The organism is Nocardia sp. NBC_00881 (genome assembly GCF_045207455.1).
Classification (GTDB): domain Bacteria; phylum Actinomycetota; class Actinomycetes; order Mycobacteriales; family Mycobacteriaceae; genus Nocardia.
Genome location: NZ_CP108798.1, coordinates 4,413,521 through 4,431,427, shown reverse-complemented (window position 1 = coordinate 4,431,427; position 17,907 = coordinate 4,413,521). Strand labels below are relative to the sequence as shown.

General features: G+C 65.0%; 19 protein-coding genes and 1 pseudogene. 9 read left to right on the top strand and 11 right to left on the bottom strand.

Features of this window, described 5'->3' with window-relative positions; genetic code table 11:
- Positions 1-18 precede the first annotated feature (18 nt).
- Together OH799_RS18595 and OH799_RS18590 are read right to left on the bottom strand one after the other, a co-directional pair.
- Entirely contained in the window at positions 19-1,410 is a 1,392-nt protein-coding gene (locus tag OH799_RS18595) for an FAD-dependent oxidoreductase (protein WP_406265529.1), read from the bottom strand.
- 87 nt (positions 1,411-1,497) lie between these two features.
- The gene (locus OH799_RS18590) at positions 1,498-1,719 is read right to left on the bottom strand and encodes a hypothetical protein (protein WP_406265526.1); all 222 of its coding nucleotides are present in this window, start codon (positions 1,717-1,719) and stop codon (positions 1,498-1,500) included.
- Positions 1,720-1,998: 279 nt separating this feature from the next.
- Between OH799_RS18590 and OH799_RS18585 the strand changes: the two genes are divergently transcribed.
- Positions 1,999-2,889: an NAD(P)-dependent oxidoreductase gene (locus OH799_RS18585; protein ID WP_406265523.1), complete on the top strand. Its 891-nt coding sequence runs from the start codon at positions 1,999-2,001 to the stop codon at positions 2,887-2,889.
- Positions 2,890-3,060: 171 nt separating this feature from the next.
- On the opposite strand, the gene OH799_RS18580 is transcribed toward OH799_RS18585, so the two are convergent.
- Together OH799_RS18580 and OH799_RS18575 are read right to left on the bottom strand one after the other, a co-directional pair.
- Entirely contained in the window at positions 3,061-5,610 is a 2,550-nt protein-coding gene (locus tag OH799_RS18580; RefSeq protein WP_406265520.1) for an ATP-binding protein, read from the bottom strand.
- A 58-nt stretch (positions 5,611-5,668) separates the two neighbouring features.
- Positions 5,669-6,343 carry an alpha/beta fold hydrolase gene (locus OH799_RS18575; RefSeq protein WP_406265517.1) on the bottom strand — a complete coding sequence of 225 codons (675 nt, stop codon included), beginning with the start codon at positions 6,341-6,343 and terminating at the stop codon, positions 5,669-5,671.
- Positions 6,344-7,270: 927 nt separating this feature from the next.
- Here OH799_RS18575 and OH799_RS18570 point away from each other — a divergent pair.
- From OH799_RS18570 to OH799_RS18560, 3 genes are read left to right on the top strand one after another with little or no spacing between them, the layout of a single operon-like run.
- Positions 7,271-7,903: a nuclear transport factor 2 family protein gene (locus OH799_RS18570; RefSeq protein WP_406265514.1), complete on the top strand. Its 633-nt coding sequence runs from the start codon at positions 7,271-7,273 to the stop codon at positions 7,901-7,903.
- On the top strand, positions 7,900-8,871 hold the full coding sequence (locus OH799_RS18565; RefSeq protein WP_406265511.1) for a sigma-70 family RNA polymerase sigma factor: 972 nt from the start codon (positions 7,900-7,902) through the stop codon (positions 8,869-8,871). The genes OH799_RS18570 and OH799_RS18565 overlap by 4 nt, the downstream gene beginning before the upstream one ends.
- Positions 8,872-8,886: 15 nt before the next feature.
- Positions 8,887-9,786: an SDR family oxidoreductase gene (locus OH799_RS18560; protein WP_406265508.1), complete on the top strand. Its 900-nt coding sequence runs from the start codon at positions 8,887-8,889 to the stop codon at positions 9,784-9,786.
- Positions 9,787-9,939: 153 nt separating this feature from the next.
- Here OH799_RS18560 and OH799_RS18555 read toward each other — a convergent pair whose 3' ends face one another.
- Entirely contained in the window at positions 9,940-10,950 is a 1,011-nt protein-coding gene (locus OH799_RS18555) for a sigma-70 family RNA polymerase sigma factor (RefSeq protein WP_406282264.1), read from the bottom strand.
- 151 nt (positions 10,951-11,101) lie between these two features.
- Between OH799_RS18555 and OH799_RS18550 the strand changes: the two genes are divergently transcribed.
- Positions 11,102-11,698, top strand: coding sequence for a dihydrofolate reductase family protein (locus OH799_RS18550; protein WP_406265505.1), 597 nt, complete (start codon positions 11,102-11,104; stop codon positions 11,696-11,698).
- A 109-nt stretch (positions 11,699-11,807) separates the two neighbouring features.
- Here OH799_RS18550 and OH799_RS18545 read toward each other — a convergent pair whose 3' ends face one another.
- Positions 11,808-12,185, bottom strand: coding sequence for a zinc-binding dehydrogenase (locus OH799_RS18545; RefSeq protein ID WP_406265502.1), 378 nt, complete (start codon positions 12,183-12,185; stop codon positions 11,808-11,810).
- The gene (locus OH799_RS18540) at positions 12,182-12,466 is read right to left on the bottom strand and encodes a hypothetical protein (RefSeq protein ID WP_406265500.1); all 285 of its coding nucleotides are present in this window, start codon (positions 12,464-12,466) and stop codon (positions 12,182-12,184) included. The genes OH799_RS18545 and OH799_RS18540 overlap by 4 nt, the downstream gene beginning before the upstream one ends.
- Between OH799_RS18540 and OH799_RS18535 the strand changes: the two are divergent.
- Both OH799_RS18535 and OH799_RS18530 read left to right on the top strand, forming a co-directional pair.
- Positions 12,466-12,665 (top strand): annotated as a pseudogene (locus tag OH799_RS18535) (winged helix-turn-helix transcriptional regulator); the annotation flags it as partial. The gene OH799_RS18540 and the pseudogene OH799_RS18535 overlap by 1 nt on opposite strands.
- Before the next feature lie 572 nt (positions 12,666-13,237).
- A complete protein-coding gene (locus tag OH799_RS18530; RefSeq protein WP_406265497.1) occupies positions 13,238-14,071 on the top strand; it encodes a helix-turn-helix domain-containing protein in 834 nt (277 codons plus the stop codon).
- Positions 14,072-14,189: 118 nt separating this feature from the next.
- On the opposite strand, the gene OH799_RS18525 is transcribed toward OH799_RS18530, so the two are convergent.
- The 4 genes from OH799_RS18525 to OH799_RS18510 form a co-directional block, all read right to left on the bottom strand.
- Positions 14,190-14,699 carry a hypothetical protein gene (locus OH799_RS18525; RefSeq protein ID WP_406282261.1) on the bottom strand — a complete coding sequence of 170 codons (510 nt, stop codon included), beginning with the start codon at positions 14,697-14,699 and terminating at the stop codon, positions 14,190-14,192.
- Between the two features lie 23 nt (positions 14,700-14,722).
- A complete protein-coding gene (locus tag OH799_RS18520; protein WP_406265494.1) occupies positions 14,723-14,992 on the bottom strand; it encodes an alcohol dehydrogenase catalytic domain-containing protein in 270 nt (89 codons plus the stop codon).
- 247 nt (positions 14,993-15,239) lie between these two features.
- Complete coding sequence (locus OH799_RS18515; protein WP_406265491.1) at positions 15,240-15,500, bottom strand: hypothetical protein; 261 nt, start codon at positions 15,498-15,500, stop codon at positions 15,240-15,242.
- Complete coding sequence (locus tag OH799_RS18510; protein ID WP_406265488.1) at positions 15,497-15,790, bottom strand: hypothetical protein; 294 nt, start codon at positions 15,788-15,790, stop codon at positions 15,497-15,499. Before OH799_RS18510 ends, OH799_RS18515 begins: the two co-directional genes overlap by 4 nt.
- A gap of 638 nt (positions 15,791-16,428) precedes the next feature.
- On the opposite strand from OH799_RS18510, the gene OH799_RS18505 reads away from it, so the two are divergent.
- Together OH799_RS18505 and OH799_RS18500 are read left to right on the top strand one after the other, a co-directional pair.
- Positions 16,429-17,238 (top strand): TIGR00730 family Rossman fold protein, encoded by an 810-nt coding sequence (locus tag OH799_RS18505; protein WP_406265485.1) that lies wholly within the window; start codon positions 16,429-16,431, stop codon positions 17,236-17,238.
- A gap of 73 nt (positions 17,239-17,311) precedes the next feature.
- Complete coding sequence (locus OH799_RS18500) at positions 17,312-17,869, top strand: TIGR00730 family Rossman fold protein (protein ID WP_406265482.1); 558 nt, start codon at positions 17,312-17,314, stop codon at positions 17,867-17,869.
- Positions 17,870-17,907: the final 38 nt, after the last annotated feature.

Here is a 17,907-nt window from a genome sequence, read left to right as displayed (position 1 = left end):
GTGAATCGAGGACCGTGGTTACGGGCGAGTGTTTCCGCCGTTGGCGGTGACGGCCCGTTCGAGCAGCGCCGGATCGGCCAGCCTGTCGGGGTGTTCGAGCATGAACGTCACGTCCCGGAACACCTGCGCGACCTGCTGATCGGTCACGCTGGCGGCCATGATTTGCTCGAGCGCCCACCGCCGGCGCCGCACTTCCTCAGGTACCTCGGCACCGTTGAGCGCATCGAGCCGGGCCGCGTCGCTTCCGGCCGACACCTGCCAGGCCGCGTCCACCACGACCTGTTGCAGTTCGAAGAACTCTCGCGCGGGCGAGTTCAGGTCCGGCTCTGCGCGCAGGTACTCGGACAAGCAAGAACTGTGCAACGCCGCCGACGACATACCCTGCCCGAATGCCGGATTGAACGAGGCCACGGCATCACCCACGCTCACCAGGCGGGCCGGCAGGTTCAGCGGTCCGGCGAAATCCCTTCGGCGGCTGTCCCCCTGGTGGTAGGTGACGATTTCGCGCACGAGCGTCCCGCCGACCGCCTCCGGGAAGGGGGGCGGCATGTGAGCGCACAACTCGCGGAACTCTTCGACGGTCCGCGGCGGTTTGACCGGGTGGTGCGCCATCAGCATCACAATCCAGCGCCCGCTCTCGACCGCGCTCGTCACCGACAGCGCGATGCCCCGCGGCCCGCGTTCCGGTGAGTGCTGCACCAGCGTGGTGGCCCAGGAGAGCTCGTCGTCGCGCTCGCGTTCGAACAATGCTGTGGCGTAGTTGATTCCACTGTGCAACCGTTGCAGCCGTGGGCGGTCGAACCCGGCCTGCTCGAGCCAGTCGGAAAGCTTGCTGCTACGCCCCATGGCGTCGACGACGAAGTCGGTGGTGAGCAGGTTTTCGGCTCCGTCGACCAGGTACCGTACGCCGGAGACCACGCCGTCCCGGCAGTCCAGCCCGACCGCCCGCCCCCGCTCGACCACGACGTTGGGCAGCGCCAGCACCCGTGTACGTATCCGGGATTCCAGAAACGGCCGGGTCGCCAGCATCAGCGGTTCGTGCCGGGTCTGCAGGGCTGGGCGGTCGTCGAAGTGCAGGCGGGCCCTCTCCGGCTCGGCGGGCACCGCGCCCAGCGCATATGCCTCAGCGGCAAAGCCGGGTAGCAGGCGCTCGATCCGCACTAATCCGGCGGGTAGCAGCACATGCACCTGCTGGTCTTGCGGGACACCGGTGCGAATCCGGTGTCCCGCACCGACATCGTCCCGCTCGATCACGACCACCCGCCGCGCATAGTCGGCAAGCACACGCGCGGCAAGGAGGCCGGCGATACTGCCGCCGAGGACGCATACGGCACCGAATCGGGACTCGGGTGCTTCGGGCGGTTTCGCCCACAGCAGGCGCTCGAAGATATTGCGCGCAGAATCACTCACACGGTCGCCCTTTGCGCGCAGCAGCAGTGATGCGCGGCGAGGACCCACCACTTTCGATGGCTCGCATTTACCCTGCCCGTCCCCAACTCAGCCGCCGATCGACCAAGTGATTAGATCCCATCTGTCGCGGACCTCGACGCGGACGCAGCTAGCACCCAGATCGCTGCTACGCCAGCCGGCCGCCTCCCGCTCGCAGGCCGCCCCGCTTGCCACCGATCCGCCGTATTGGTTGTCGTAGAAAGACCCCTTCCAATCCGCGGCTGCGGTGCCGGTGGCCGCACCGAGCGCGATGCCCGTCGCCGCCGTCAAACATGCAAGGGTTCCAAGTAATTTTTTCACAACGGGATCTTTTCATTTTTGGAAACCGCGTCCTAGAACAGAATTTACCGTCATCCTTGCGCCGCCGGCGTCCTACCGGCAAGCAGTCCCGCCGACGCTTACCTCGGGGTAACCACGCACTTCGAAGTAGGTGCTTGTTCGTCATCGAACGAGTGTGCGAGCGTGATCGGGTTCGTCAACCGCCGAGCTGGTCGACGAGCGAGAGTGACGATCAAGTCGGGTCCAGATACCTAGGGAATGGAGTGGCGTATGACAGGCAACGATCGAATGCCGGTTACGGTCATCGGTTTGGGGCTGATGGGGAGGGCATTGGCTGCCGCGTTCTTGAAGGCGGGACACCCGACGACGGTATGGAACCGATCACCGGACAAGGCCGATGAGCTTGTCGGTCAGGGGGCGGTCCTCGCTGCCACGGCTGCCGAGGCGGTGACCGCCAGTGATCTGGTTGTTATCTGCCTGACAACCTACGAGGTGGTGCACACTATCCTCGATCCGCTCAGCGGCATCTTGTCGGGCCGAGTGATCGCAAATCTGACCTCCGGATCCTCGGAACAGGCGCGTGCGACCGCGGTATGGGCCGAGGAGCGGGGCGCCGAATACCTCGACGGGGCAATCATGACCGTGCCCGCGGGCATCGGGCGCGCGGACGCGGTGCTGTTCTACAGCGGATCGGAGACAGCCTTCATAACCCATGAGCCGTCACTGAGACTGCTGGGCGGCCACACCACATATGTGGGCGCGGATCCCGGCCTTGCGGTGCTGTATGACGTTGCCCTGCTCGGGGTTATGTGGGGAACATTGAACAGCTTCATCCACGGCGCTGCGCTGCTGAAATCCGCCAACATCGATACCATGGCTTTTCTGCCGTGGGCTACCGGATGGGTCGATGCTGTCAAGACCTTCGCCGCCGACTACGCGGCTCAGATCGATGCCGGTGACGGTGCGTACCCAGCGAACGACGCCAAGTTGTCCACCCATTTCGCGTCGATGGAGCATCTACTGCATGAGAGTCGAGCGCAGGGAATCAACACCGAGCTACCCGCTTTTGTCCATGACCTGGCGGAGCGGGTCATCGCCAAGGGGTACGCCGACAACAGTTACGCAGCCATGATCGAGTTGTTCGCCGATCCGAGGCCGTAATCAATGACGGGCACTTCACGCTGGGGATGAGCATGAAAGACCGGGGCCCTGACGAGTCAGCCGTCGCGGCGACCCGGATAGCAGTGCCGACCACGAACGGTTCGTCGCTGTCTACGTGTGTCCCCGGATATCCCACCCAGGCGGATCGCCTTCGGGGAGACAACCGCCTGCCTATGACTTCGGGGCTTCGCGTCGGCTTGCCCATCGGGCAGCTTCATTCCGCACTGCGGCAGTTCGACTTTCGGGAACCAGCTCCGCGATTTCGCGTCGGGATCCGAGCGCGAGTTTATGCAGGATGGCGGCAAGTTGGGCTTCGACGGTGCGCAGCGATGTTCCGCGACGCTCAGCGATTGCCGCGTTCGTCCATCCCGCGGCGGCGAGTGTCGCGACGTCCTGTTCGGCCTGGGTCAGTTCGCTCCAGGGCGAGCGTCTTCGGGTTTCGAGGGGCTTTGCGGTAGGTGGCTCGGAGCGGGGGATTTGCAGTCTGCCGAGCGCCAGCTGCTGCACTTCGTCCAGCTCGGGACGCAACTGGGCGCCGCGCTCCTGCGCGCTCGTGAATGCGTCGGCACCGAGCAGATCGCGAGCACGGGCGATCGCCTCTGCGGTCCGTTCGGTGAATTCAGGTGGTGTTTGGATGTTGCTCCCGTATCGGGCCCGCAGCGTGTCCAATCCGCCTGCGAGGTAAGCGATCTCAGTGGCCGGTCCGGCCAGTGTGTGACGGTCGGCGTCGTCGGTGACGGTCGCGGCCAACGCCAATATGCGCAGCTGCACCGCCCACATGCTGCCCCATTCATCTGTGGAGACGTAGTAGGCCAACGAGTCTCGAACCAGGTCCAGCGCAGGGGCGTCATCTCCGCGTCTCATGTGGATTACCGCCCGGGTGAGTCCGGCCCACGCCGTGGCCCATGGTGACCCGGCCGTGGTGGCGTGATCCAGGAAGGATTCGGTCAGGTGGTCGGCGGAGTCCGCACCGAGCATTGCCGCCGCGCCCGCAGCGGACATCTCGCAGTACCCGGATAAGCCGCGGTCACCGTTGTGACCGGCCTTCGCGGCGGCGCGGGTAAGCACGGTGACCGCCCGGCCATCGTATCGGACCAGCCACAGCTCCAGGCCCCATGCCAGTTCGACCGCGGCGGGCAATCCGATGTCGGTCTCCATGGTGTCGCGCCAGTGTCGCTTGTTATCGGGTTCGACCGAGCTGGCGGCGACGCAGTTCTCGAGCATCCTTTCGGCGTCGTCCTGGGCACCCTGGCGCAACAGGACCACCACCAGCAACGCCATCGCGGTAAGGCGCGATTCGGTGGGGCGGTCCATCACCGTATCGGTGGCAGCCAGCATGCGTTCGGTCCACAGCCGGACGTCTCGGAATGAACTGATGAACGGGACAGGCAGTGCCAGCAAGCCGATGCAGATCTGCAGGCCCAGTGCGGAGCGTGCCGGGTCTTCCACACTGGTCCGGAGTGCGGTGAGTACGTTTTCCCACGATGCACGGATCCAACTCATGAGTTCCTGCTCCCGCGGACCGAACCAGTGGGTCGCGGTGTCGACGACTTTGTCGCGGTAGTAACTCAGGTGCCGCTCGGCGACCAGTGTCGACTCGTCCGGGCTACGTCTGGTGCGCTCTTCGTGTTGCTGCCGCGCGAACACCTGGAGGGACTCGAGCAAAGAATAGCGCGCGGTCGTCCGCGTGAAATGTACGGACACCAACGAACGATTGGCAAGCCGATCGAGGATGTCCTGGATACGGTGCGGCGCCAGCCGGCCCGGATCGGCACAGACGGCCTGGATCGCTTCCAGATCGATTCCGACGTCGCAGGTGGCGTGGTTGGCATCGTCGTCGGAATTGACGGGACATCCCGGCGCGAAGACCGACATTCGCTCGAACAGCAGCCGTTCGTCGTCCGGACACAGATCGTATGACCAGGTGATGGCGTCGCCGATGCCACGGTGGCGGGGCCCATCGCCCATCCTGGTGCCGTGCGACCACCGCAACCGCTGGTCGTCGTCTGTGCCATTCAACTCCTGCAGGAGTACTGCGATAGGGCGGCGCAGCAGCCGGGCGGCCGCCAGCTTGATGAACAATGGGTTGTTGTGCAGATGGCGGCAAATGCTCTGCGCGGTAGCGATATCACCGGCATCGGTGATGCGTCGCCCGGCAGCTTCGGCGCGTTCGAGAAACAGCGCCGCCGCTTCGCGGTGTTGCAGCGGCGGAACATTCACCAGGTACTCGTCGGCCCATCCGATGGCTTCGCGGCTGGTGGCCAGAACCGTCAACCCCGGTGCCGCGTCGAGCAGGTCGGTGATCACCTCGGCAACGGCATCCAGTACGTGTTCGCAGTTGTCCAGCACCAGCACCGTCGGCCACACCCGGCCCGTCGAATCGCTACGGGTGAGGGCGTCCACAATCGCATACCAGGAGGACCGTTCCGGGCAGTTGAAGTCGACCACCGCGTGGGCGATCGTCTCCTCGATCGCAGACCGGTCACAGCCCCTCGCCAGGCGCGCGAGCCGGGCCCACCGCACCGGAACTCGGCGGGCCCGGTGATAACGCCGCGCCACCTCCGCGGCGAGTCGGGTCTTTCCGATCCCGCCCGCGCCGACCAACGTGATCAGCCGCGCCTGGCCGGGCAGCAGCGTGAAGACTGTGTCCAGCTCCCTGTCACGACCGATGAACCCGCCCGCATCCGCGGTCGACTCCACCTCGGGAGCAAGCTGTGTCATCTATTCTCCAGTAGTTCGACAGGCTCAGGAACTCAACGACTGTCGAGCGCCCGAAGGTTCAATATTCAAGTAGATAGTCGATGATCCTGGTCGGGTTCGACAAGGCAACGAGGTGACCACCGGGGACGACGCCGGCTTCGAGTCCGAGCCGCTCCCGTGCGACGCGTTGCTGCAGGGCGACCGGAAAGAAGCGGTCATCAGCACCGGCCAGGACATGAATCGGCACCTGCGGCCACGCGTCGAAAGGACACGGCTCGCCGAAGACCCGATCGGACTCGGGGCGTTGATACGGCTCCCCTTCGAGCGCGATCTCCCGCCCGACGTCGTGGAGAAAGTATGTCTCCAAGTCGAATTCGCGGCTGTAGCCGTTCGCGTCGGCGGCGGCGTTACGGGCGTCGAGTGATCCGACGTTGTCCCACCACTGTCCCGCCGTTTCACCGGGCATGGGAATCATCGCGTTGACGAATACCAGCGCCGACGGGGTGATCTGTTCGCACACGGGGCCCGCAGTGAACGCACCGAGCGACTGGGCCACGATCACGTCGCCGTCTACCGCGTGCTCGAGCACGATATCGCGGTATTCCGCGAGCCCCGAGCGCTCATCGTCACCAGGTAAATCGACAGGGATTGCGCAGTGGCCGGCGCCGGTCAAACCGGCCGCCACGCGGCTCCAGTACCACCCGGCCCCGCCGGCACCCGGGATCAAGACAAATCTGCGCGCCTTCGTGGTCATATCGAAGTAGACGACGCATGGCCGCGAAAATCATCGCAGCGTGATCGAGCACTACGCCGCGTCCGTCGGCCATCCGGACGAAGATGTGGGGGCAGCGCCGCTTGCGCCGCGGCAGTGTGAGCCTCCGCCAGGCCGGCAGTAGTAGTCACCACGAGCGCGGAAAGCCATAGGAGAGCAAGGCGGGGTGCGTGCATCAAGGCCCTTTCGAAATCGAAATCACTGTCGCGATAGGAAGCGACTTTCGGTCTCGTAATCCGAGTTCGGTGAAATCCATAAGTAGACGCTGGTTCCACGATCACCCTCGCCGATCGGACTTAAGGAATTCTTAAGGAATGCTTAGGTAGGTAAGCGTGGTCGACCGGTCACCGCTCCCGCAGAGCATTTTCCGGCATCAGCGCATCGAGACCGCCCCGAGGAGAGAATGCGGTCTGCCGTCAAAATCAACCGCCGAGCTTGCGGAGATCACCTCAGTGAATATGACCGATATTTGTTGATCGAGTTCAAGTGGTCGTCGCAACGCTGTCTTGTCGAGTGAGCGTAGGCTCCAGTTTTCCGTCAGCCGAAATCATGAATCTACATATGGGCGAGGAAGACCACCCGATCCGTGCGCACAGGAGTGGGGTTCACCTGTGTACTCGCGCGAGGTTCGATCAATAATCGTCCATGCCACGTCGCCGACCGGGCATTCGGCGCAGCCACGGATATGGGCCATCACTTGCGGTCGCGTACGGTCTGTGATCGAGATCGACACACACGGCTTCCGTGTGAGGTTGCGAGTCTTGCGTGACCTGGGCGAAGTCATGAAGGCGATACCGATCACCCTCCAGCCGACAACCACCGGAACGCCGACGGCGGCCCAGGACCGATGAGTTTGGGCGCTCTCCCGGATCTGTATCGGTGAATGGTATCGACCTGGAGGAGTTCGACGTGAGCAGAACAGTTGTGGTGCAGTACCGGACACGGGACGAGGCGATTGCGGAGAATCAGCGGCTGGTCGAGGCGGTGTTCGCACAACTGCATCGAGAGCGGCCCACCGGACTGGAGTACACCGCCTTCCAGCTCGACGACGGGGCGGAGTTCGTGCACACCGCGACCACCACCGACGCGGAGGTTCTGCCGGGCCTCCGCTCGTTCGCGCAGTTCCAGCGCGATATCGGAGGGCGGGTGCTGGGCGAGCCGGAGGTCTGCGAGGCCGCAGTGATCGGTTCCTACCGTCCGGTCGCGGTGGGCGTCGCGGTCGCGGTCGCGTTCGTCGAGGCGTTCGGCAAGCGGGACATGTCCGCGGTGGCGGGCCTGCTGCACGAGGATGTCGTGTTCGAGAGCCCGCGCACCCGGCTCACGGGCGCCGCGGCGGTTTTGGCCGCGCTCACCGAGTTCGCCGACGTCGTTACCGGGGTCGACATCATCGACGCCTTCGGCGACGAGGGGCGCGCGCTGGTCTACTACGACATGCACACCGGCCCGTTCGGGACGCTGCGCACGGTGGACCACGTCGTCCTGCGGAACGGCCGGGTCGCCTCGGATACCGTGGTGTTCGACTCCCGTCAGGTCACTCCGTGACGCAGGCGCAGGAGCTTTTCGAGATCGCCGCCAACCAGTACCGGGGCGAACTGTTCGGGTACTGCTACCGCATGCTCGGCTCACCACACGACGCCGAGGACGCGGTCCAGGAGACATATCTGCGGGCCTGGCGCGGCTACGACGGGTTCCAGGGCCGTGCAGCGCTACGCACATGGCTGTACCGGATCGCCACCCGAGCCTGTTTGCACGCGATGCAACGCCGGACACGGCGGGCGCTGCCCTCCGGGCTGGGTGGTCCGACCGCCGACCCGACCGGCCCGTTGGCGCCGCGGCGCGCCGAAACCACGTGGGTCGAACCGGTTTCCGATGCCGAACTCGATCCGGCGACCCTCGTCGAAGCTCGCCACACCATCCGGTTGGCCTTCATCGCCGCACTACAGCACCTACCCGGGCGGCAGCGGGCGGTGCTGGTCCTGCGCGATGTACTGATGTTTCGCGCCGACGAGGTCGCCGACCTCCTGGATACCACGACCGCCGCCGTCAACAGCGCGTTGCAGCGCGCCCGCGCCCAGCTGGCCAAGACCGCACCCCTCGGCTACAACCTCACCGAACCGGCGGACCCGCTGCGCCGCGCGCTGCTCGAGCGCTATGCCACCGCCTTCGAAAACGCCGATATCACTGAGCTGGTGCAGATTCTGGCCGAGGACGCGGTGCTGGAAATGCCGCCGGTGCCGACCTGGTTCCGCGGACGCGACCACATCGCGCGGTTCCTGCGTACCCGGCTCACCCAGCCCGGCGCGCTGCGCCTGGTGCCGATCACCGCCAACGGCCAAGCGGCTTATGGCCTTTACGTGCGCGGACATGGCGGCGTCCACCGCGCCCACGCGCTGCAACTGCTGACCATCGCCCCGGCAGGGGTGGCCCGGATCGACATGATCCACGATCCGACGCTGTTTCCTCGCTTCGGACTGCCCCATCTCACACCTGGCAAACACTCGGTCGACTAGGAAAGTAGAACGACAATGCGACTTCTAACAGGTGCCACCGGACACGCTGGCTCGATCGTGCTGCGCGAGTTCGCCCGCCAACAGATCCCGGTCCGAGTACTCGTCCGTGATCCCGGCACAGCGGCATGGATCCGCGACCTGCCGACAGTCGAGGTAGTGCACGGTGACATGCTCGTACCGGAATCCCTCACCGACGCGTTCGACGATGTCGACCGTGTACTGATGATCTCCTCACCCCGCGACAATATGGTGCAGACCCAATGTCGCTTCATCGACGCCGCCCAGGCGGCCGGCGTCGGCCATATCGTCAAGTTCGGTGGCAAGGAATCCGGAACTACCTTCGACGCCAACGCCTTCCGCGGCACCCGCTGGCACCTCGAGATCGAGAAGTACCTGGAGAACTCCGGTGTGGCATGGACGCACCTGCGGCCCAGCCAGTTCATGCAGTTCTACCTTCCCGGCACGCTCACCGGCGTGGACCCGCACCGGCAGGCGCTGGTCATGCCGATCAGCGAAAGCCGATTGTCCCCGGTCGACATCGCGGACATCGCGCAGGTGGCGGTGGCGATGATGCAGGCCGAGGGCATCGAGGGCAAGGCCTACGACATGACCGGACCGGAAGCGCTCACCATGACCGAAATCACCGACCGGATCAGCGAGGCCACCGGCCGCACGTTCCGCTACGAATCGGTGACGCCGGAGCGCAAGCGCGCCCTACATGCAGCCGAAGGCCTGCCGCCCGAGGTGCTCGACCTACTCGACGAGATCTACCGCGGTCGGCTCGCTTCCCCGGATTCCCGGGTCGATCTCGGTGCGCACCGAGAATTCGGTGTCGAGCCGACGACCTTCGCCGAGTTCGCCCGGCGGTATGCGGCGGACTTCACCGTCGCGAACGGCAACGGTACCCACGGCTGAGGTATCCGGTTGTCACCCTCGGTGACAACCTCCCACCACCGCCCTGCCGCTGAAGATGAGCCACCCTCGTCACCACCAGCTGCTGCGGAACCGGGCGGATGAAAGCCGTTGTGGCCAGGACGCTGCACCTGCTCGGACCTGCCGTCCGGGTGTCTACCGCGTCGGGAGTGAGCGCGGAAGCCCGAACCAGGGCAACACTGCGTTGTCGAATCGGGTCATGGCGCGGATTCGGTCGCCGGCGAGGGTGAGAACGTACAGGCCGGTTCCATGGCTGATGCCGTTGGGGGCGCGCAGGTACGCGCCGAACGCCGGCTGGCCGTTGGCTCGCGTGGATACGAGGTCGAACCTGCGGCCTGCGCGGAAGATGCTGGCGCAGAAGCGGGCAGCCAGATCTCGGCCCTCGTACTCGAAGGGTACCGGCGGCATCGAGATGAAGACGTCGTCGGTCAGAAGATCGACCAGCGCGTCGAGATCGGCGGACTCCCACGCGCGAACGAACTTCGCCACCATCGCGTCCTCGGAGTTCGAGTCAGCGGCGGGCGGCGGTTCGCGGTTGGTCATCGGCGGTCGGTGGCGTTGCAGGGTGGCGCGGGCTCGTTTGAGGGCGCTGTTGACCGAGTCGACGGTCGAGTCCAGCATGTGGGCCACCTCTCTGGCGTGAAATCCGAGCACGTCACGCAGGACGAGGACGGCAACCTGGCGCGGCGGCAGCACCTGCACAGCGGTGATGAACGCCAGGGAGATCGATTCGGCCTGCTCGTAGCGGGCCTCCGGCCCGAGTGGTGCGTCGATTGCGCCCTCGAGCAGGGTGTCGGGATAGGGCTGCAGCCAGACGACCTCGCCGAGCCGGGTCGGCTCGGGCGGTTCGACATCGGGCACGTTCCACTCCTTGGCCTGGCGTCGGGTTGCCGAGCGACGCGCGTTGAGGCAGCGGTTGGTGGCGATCCGGTAAAGCCAGGTGCGCACCGAGGCGCGCTCCTCGAACCCGCCGAGACCTTGCCAGGCGGCCAGCATCGTGTCCTGCAGGGCATCCTCGGCGTCCTGGAATGATCCGAGCATCCGGTAGCAGTGCACCCGCAACTCTGCGCGGTACGGCTCGGTCAATGCTCGGAACGCGTCGCCGTCCCCGGCCCGTGCCTTCGACATCAAGTCGGCGGTCACCATCCTCATGTCACCTTCTCCCGCACCTCATGGCACTTCCACTGGGTATGGACACTTGCCGAGGGATGAACTGGGCGGCCGGGGCGCGACCAGTTTCCCGATGTTGCGGTTTCTACATCAGTAGTCCCCACAACACCGACATGGGAGCACCGACATGGGAACGATCGTTGTCTTCGAGAACGTCTCGCTCGATGGAGCCACGCAGGACCCGACCGGCGAGGAGGGTTTCAGCCGCGACGACTGGCGTGCCGGTCTCGCCCCGACCGACCGCGAAGAATGGGCAAAGCTCGTCCTCGACGACGCGCTGGCAGCCCAGGCCCTGCTGCTGGGCCGACGCAGCTACGAATTCTTCGCCGCACGGTATCCACACCGCACCGGCGAGTTGGCGGACAGGATGAACAGCCTGCCCAAGTACGTCGTCTCCGCCACCCTCGCCGATCCCGGCTGGAATAACTCGACCGTGCTGAAAGGCGAAATAGGGGATGAGGTTTCGAAGCTGAAGCACACGGTCAACGGCGAGATCCGCGTCTACGCCAGCTCCCAGCTGGTGCAGACGCTGATCGAGCATGATCTTGTCGACGAGCTGCGGTTGGCGATTTTCCCGCTCATGATGGGGGCAGGCAATCGCCTCTTCGACCAGACCGGCAACCCACAACCCCTACGTCCGAAGCCTCTGCGCCTTGTCGATACTCGCACCGTCGGTGAAAGCCTCGCCGTCATCACCTACCAGTGCATCCGTCAGGCCGAATGAATGGCATCGGTGGGGACGCGCCCGCGTCGGCGGACAAATCCCCACCGTGTATCCGAGGCTTGGTCTCGGCGCGGGTGAATAGCACGAGTGCTTCGGATGGAGGAACTGGTCAGGGCTCGAGCACGTAGCGACCGCGCACCCCGCCTTCGGCCACGGCCCGATGGGCGTCGGCGACTCGGGCCAGCGGCACGACCGCGTGCACCCGGGCCGGCAGTTCGCCGGACATGGTGCGGGCGAGCAGGTCGCCCAATCGAGGGCCGTCGGGGTGTGTTTCCACGACGGCCATGGTGATTCCGCGCTCCGTGGACGGCTTGGCATTCGGCCGGACGCCGACGAACGCCCCGCCGTCGCGGACCAAGGCGAGGCCCCGCTCCTGCAATACCGCACCGTCGGCGACCGCGTCCCAGCCCGGCTCGGCGTGTGTGGTGAAGCCGGCGCCGAGGCTGCGGACGAACTCCTCGTCCTCGGCTCTGGCCAGGCCGGTCACCTGCCAGCCGCGGTCGGGGGCGAGCGAGGCGACGTACCCCCGACCGCGCCGGCCGCCCCGGTCACCAGCAGCCGGTTGCGGTCGGTGGGCGCGTCGCCGAGCAGGTCGACGATCTGGGCCGCGGCCAGCCCGTTGAGCGGCACCGTCGACGCCGCGACCAAGTCCAGCCCGTCGGGCACGACGGCGAGGTCGGCGGCAGGCACGACCAGCTGCTCGGCGTAGCTGCCGAAGTCGCGGTCGAAGCCACCCACAAATCCGGCGACCCGGGTGCCGACGGGCAACCCAGACCCTGCGCTCGCTCGAGCGTGACGGCCTGCTCACCCGCACCGTGACGCCGACCGTGCCGGTCACGGTCACTTACGAGCTGACCGAACTCGGTCTCTCGCTCACCACGTGATGGGTGGCATCAAGGACTGGGCCGAGGCACATATGGACGAAGTACTCGCCAACCGCGAGAAGCACGACACCCACGTCGCCTGAATGCCGGCCATCAGAGCAGCGCCGCCGGCGCCGAATGCGGCACTCTGAGCGCCGGTGGAGGAGGAGTCTTCTGGGACTCGCCCGCAGCTGGATGTAGAACGTGTTTTGCCGGTCATACGGTGACTTCGGTGGTCCGGTCGTCGAGCAGGGCCAGCAGTTGTTCGGTTGAACCACCGGCCACGGCGGGGATGCCTGCGCGACTTCCCAAAACTGGGGAGCTGAATAAAGTTGCCAATGCGTGCTATGTGGATGGGTATGACGCTCACGGGATGAGTCGCCTAAACCAATGAAAGCCGATATAGAACAATTTTCACCTACCGTCATGGCTCTGGTGAAGATTGTTCTATATCTCGAGCTCGAGTTAGGGCTGAATAGTCTCAGCGCGATGTAGTGACTTGTGCTGAAGTTATCAACGCGTTCGGGGTGCGCGTGGTCCCACGCCAGTCGGGATTCGGCGTGGGAGTTCGCTTGTAGTTCTCTGGGAGGAGAGATCATTCCAAGGTGTATTCAGATTTAGTGTCCCGTGTGGTTCTGCAGGCAGTAGTTATGTGATGATTGTGCAGGAAAGACGAATGCCTAGTGAAGAGCTGGAAGAGTTTCGACCGCCACGGGTGATCGGGAATCCGCACGGGCGACTGGCTCCGATGGTGGTGCGAGACTATTCCGGCTACGACGGGAATCCGGAACCTGAGAAGAATATCGTGTTCTCCGCCACCACATCGGTTCTGGTGGCCGTGCATGTGGACGAAACGGATTTCTGCCCGCACGGGTTCATTATGGGCCCGCGAGACGCACCCATATCGCTCAGCGATTCCCGCATTCCGGCGCATTTGGAAGTGTGGCTCGACCCACTCTCGGCCCATACATTGCTTGGTACCTCCGCGGTCGAACTGAGCGGGCAGCTGGTCGACCTCGGCGATGTCCTCGGGCCCGCGGGGCGGGAGCTTGCGGGCCGGATCCGTGACGAGCGGACTTGGTGCGAACGCTTCGACATCCTCGACCGTTTCCTACTGGAACGCGCCGAAAGTGGCCGCTCCCCACTACGGGAGGTCCGCCGAGCCTGGACGCTGCTGAAGAGTTCCGGAGGCCTCATGCCGATCGCGCATATCGCCGAGGAGGTGGGATGGAGCCACAAACACCTCATCACCAGATTCACCAACCATGTCGGACTCCCACCCAAGACCGCGGCACGGATCACCCGTTTCGACCGAGCCCGATGCCAACTCCTCGACGAGAAACCACGACTACCACTACAAGAAATCGCCACAGACCGCGGCTACGCCGACCAATCACACCTCAACCGCGACTTCCGCGAGTTCACCGGAGTAACACCGACACAATACCTCGCAATCTCCCGGACCACTTCACCCACACCATCATTCACCTGCCAGATCCCACAGAACTGAACCTGAGTAGGGACGTGATCCACAGGATCACCGGACCATGCCGACCAGTTCGAATTGCAGCCGCTGGGCCAGCGCCGACCAGGCCGCCCACCGCCGCAGGAAGGGCTCGACCGGTGGGCTACCGCAACCGTGCTGTGGCAACGAGGTTCGACCAACTCGTCGTCCGCTTCATCGCGACCGCACAGATCGTTGCCATCAACGTCTGGCTACGGAGCTTCTGAACACGGCCTGATGTCGGACGCGGACGACGAGTTTGCCGGTGGCGCGGTCGTGCTCCATGTCGTCGTGGGCCTGCGTCACCTGCTCCAAGCCGTCGTAGACCCGGTAGGAAGGCGAGCTCGCCGCCCGCGACCGCATCGAGGATCTTTTGGAAGGCTTCCCGAGGCAGGTCGGCGGCGTCGCCGAAGTAGCCCGCCAGGCGTACACCCCTGGGCAGGTACTCGTTGGGAGAGAAGTCCCGCACCGTCCACTGGTTGGACAGGCTGCCGCTGAAGCAGGCCGTGCCGTGCACGCGCACCGCGCGCAATGTGTCTGGCAGGGTCGGCGTGCCGACGAGATCAAGGGCGGCGTCGACGCCGTCCGGGTACAGCTCGCGCACGGCGGGCGCGACCTCGCCGGTGTCGAGCAGCGGATGGTCGATACCGTGCTCCTTCAGCGAAGCGAGACGGGTGGCCCGCTGCCGGCCGGCGCCGCGTCGACGGTGCCGGTCGCCTCGATGCCCGGCACCCGGGGAAAACTGACGCCCACGCTCACACCCAGCCGAAGCTTCAACTCCGAGCGGTTGAGGCCGAACGCCTCGACGCGGATGCGCACCCAACCGTCTCTCTCGGGCGGGAGAGGCAGAGTGGTCAGCCGTAAGTTCTCGATGGGGCCGGGGGCGGAGAGCCGGACGGCGCGCATAGTAGTCGGCGAGGACGTCATGGCCTGCCTTCTTCCCGGGTAGGAGGGTCGGTCAGCGGTGATCAACATGCAGCCGCTACTGCTTCATTCCCGACTCGCTCCGGGGTTTTCGCCTGTTGAGAATCACCCCCGACCATGCCCCTTGCCGGCCACGCCTACTCCACCCGACGCATCTGGATAGCTACGAAGCTTTTACGTAAGACACGGTCTGACGGGAATCGGAACCCGATCGGGGCGACGCGGAAGATTGCCTTCTCGGACAGGTTGGTCAGTCGCCGACACACTTCACGCCGACAGGCGCCAGCATCCGCAGGACGGGAAGTCGGAAGGCGCGCATTGCGATTTTGCTGCGCCAGACTCCATTTCCGGCAGCTCGCATACGATGTCCACTGAGCCAGCTGGCCAGTCCAACAATCAGGAAGGCGACATCGGTCCATAGGCCACCGGTATAGAGCACCATCAGCAGCAGCGAATCGATAACCATCAAGACGCCGAGCACACGCGCGAGGTCCGGAAACACCTTGATCATCGGTATCCACCGTTCGTGTAGACGGTGCCGATGCGACTGACACTGTCGGCCTCGGATCGCACCTTCAGCAGAATCGTCGGAAGGGTCCAAAGGACAACAATAGCGACGATTCCGGAGCACGCTACCAGGCCGAGCTTGGAGGGCGACAGCCTATCCTTTGCGGCGACATAGATAAATGTCAAGATTGTCAGGAGGATGATCAACGCGACGCCGATGTTGCGAATAATAAATATCGCTCCGTACAGAAAATCGTTGAGGTATAACATTTTTTCCTCTCGCGGATCGGGCATCGATCACCCGCCGGCGAATGTCGGAAACGCGATCGAAATGTCTACGGTTCGTACGCAGCGGCGATCTTCGAGCCGAACCCGTCTTCCGCATACACCGCGGGCTACATCAAGGCGCGTGCTACGCCGCTGATTCGAACTGTGCCTCGTATGCCGGACATGCTCCTCTTTTATCGGCTGAAACCGATCCGCGTTGACCTATATATATTCAGCCGCATCCAGCATGCAACGTATAGAACGTTTTTCACTAACCTTGGGATAGGACAATTTTCACCACAGCCAGGTGGATACATTCGTGAACGCCGGATCGGCGCGAGCGTGTCGTGGAGGACGTCGCCACCCCGCGGACGACCCGATCGCCCACCCGCACACCGAACGCGTCGATCCCATCAGATCATCGCCCCGGCGGAGACGACCTCGATACGCGGCGACAACGGTATCGACAGACTCGTCGAATCCCACGACAGGCACACCCGCGTCACCGCCCGCGGTGCCTCCTCGAGCTGCTCCGGCGTCTCACGCCGCTGATGTGCATACCGAGTCGGCTGATCGAGGTTCGCACCGATGCGCCGGACCTGAATGGCGGACTACTTCTCGCCTCGCCCCCGGCGTCCGCGCCGCCGGACGGTAGCGTGGAACGCATGTCCACCGACGCCGCCGACCGTGAGGTCGCCAACAAGCCGAAGTCGACAGCGAAGTTCCGCGGACCGATAATGTTCCGCCGCGAACGCAAGGACGGTCTCGGTACCGCCGACCGGAATCTGCTGGACCAGCGCGGCGACACCGACTGGGTACACACCGACCCGTGGCGCGTGCTGCGCATCCAAGCCGAGTTCGTCGAGGGTTTCGGCGCGCTGGCCGAGGTGCCGCGCGCGGTGACCGTTTTCGGTTCCGCGCGCACCTCCGTCGACCATCCCGAGTACCAGGCGGGCCGGGCGATCGGCGCGGCGCTGGCTCGGGCGGGCTTCGCGGTGATCACCGGCGGCGGGCCCGGCGCGATGGAGGCGGCCAACCGTGGCGCCTGCGAGGCCGGTGGCTACTCGATCGGCCTCGGCATCGAGCTGCCGTTCGAGCAGGGCCTCAATGAGTGGGTCGATCTGGGCATCAACTTCCGCTACTTCTTCGTCCGCAAGACGATGTTCGTGAAGTATTCCCAAGCGTTCGTCTGCCTGCCCGGTGGTTTCGGGACCCTCGACGAGTTGTTCGAGGCGCTCACGCTGGTGCAGACCCGCAAGATCACCCGCTTCCCGATCATCCTGTTCGGCAGCAGGTACTGGTCCGGGCTGGTCGACTGGCTGCGCGATTCGCTCGGCGGCTCCGGCAAGATCTCTCCGGGTGAGCTCGGCCTGCTGCACGTCACCGACAGCGTCGAAGACGTGGTCGGGATCATCCAGGCCAACGCGGAGGCAGGCGCCGCCGAGGACGCGATCGGCACGGAGGACCAGTGGTGAGCGAGCGTAGCGAGCGAATCATGGCACAGCGCGCATCGCGCATGCCGGAGCCGAGCGCCAGCGAGGCGCAGGCATGAGCGAACAGCCCTTCGCCGTCTGCGTGTACTGCTCGGCGAGCACCATGCACCCCGATTACCTCACGCTGGCCGCCCGGGTCGGTACCGAAATTGCCCGGCGCGGTTGGCAATTGGTTTCCGGTGGTGGTCACGTCTCGATGATGGGAGCGGTTGCGACCGCGGCTCGCGCCGGCGGCGCGAACACCGTCGGTGTGATCCCGAAACACCTGGTGCACCGGGAGGTCGCCGACGTCGACGCCGACGAGCTGGTGGTCACCGACACCATGCGCCAGCGCAAACAGGTCATGGAGGATCGCGCCGACGCGTTCCTGACGCTGCCGGGTGGCATCGGCACTCTCGAGGAGTTCTTCGAGACCTGGACCGGTGGCTATCTGGGGCAGCATGAGAAGCCCGTTGTCGTGCTGGATCCCAATGGATTCTTCGCAGGGTTGTTCTCCTGGCTGGACGAGCTGTACGACCGGAAGTTCGTGCCCCGAACAGCCTTGTCCCGGATCACCGTGGTGACCGATCTCCCGTCCGCGTTCGAGGCACTGGAGGCACCGCGTACCGCCTGATCCGGTGAGCCGACGACGTGAGCACCGACGCCCGCGCG

Excerpts from the sequence above, each read along its gene's own strand:
- OH799_RS18585 (WP_406265523.1), top strand. The coding sequence starts at position 1,999 with ATGACAGGCAACGATCGAATGCCGGTTACGGTCATCGGTTTGGGGCTG.
- OH799_RS18580 (WP_406265520.1), bottom strand. The coding sequence starts at position 5,610 with ATGACACAGCTTGCTCCCGAGGTGGAGTCGACCGCGGATGCGGGCGGG.
- OH799_RS18575 (WP_406265517.1), bottom strand. The coding sequence starts at position 6,343 with ATGACCACGAAGGCGCGCAGATTTGTCTTGATCCCGGGTGCCGGCGGG.
- OH799_RS18560 (WP_406265508.1), top strand. The coding sequence starts at position 8,887 with ATGCGACTTCTAACAGGTGCCACCGGACACGCTGGCTCGATCGTGCTG.
- OH799_RS18555 (WP_406282264.1), bottom strand. The coding sequence starts at position 10,950 with ATGGTGACCGCCGACTTGATGTCGAAGGCACGGGCCGGGGACGGCGAC.
- OH799_RS18550 (WP_406265505.1), top strand. The coding sequence starts at position 11,102 with ATGGGAACGATCGTTGTCTTCGAGAACGTCTCGCTCGATGGAGCCACG.
- OH799_RS18530 (WP_406265497.1), top strand. The coding sequence starts at position 13,238 with ATGCCTAGTGAAGAGCTGGAAGAGTTTCGACCGCCACGGGTGATCGGG.
- OH799_RS18520 (WP_406265494.1), bottom strand. The coding sequence starts at position 14,992 with ATGACGTCCTCGCCGACTACTATGCGCGCCGTCCGGCTCTCCGCCCCC.
- OH799_RS18515 (WP_406265491.1), bottom strand. The coding sequence starts at position 15,500 with ATGATCAAGGTGTTTCCGGACCTCGCGCGTGTGCTCGGCGTCTTGATG.
- OH799_RS18510 (WP_406265488.1), bottom strand. The coding sequence starts at position 15,790 with ATGCCCGATCCGCGAGAGGAAAAAATGTTATACCTCAACGATTTTCTG.
- OH799_RS18505 (WP_406265485.1), top strand. The coding sequence starts at position 16,429 with ATGTCCACCGACGCCGCCGACCGTGAGGTCGCCAACAAGCCGAAGTCG.
- OH799_RS18500 (WP_406265482.1), top strand. The coding sequence starts at position 17,312 with ATGAGCGAACAGCCCTTCGCCGTCTGCGTGTACTGCTCGGCGAGCACC.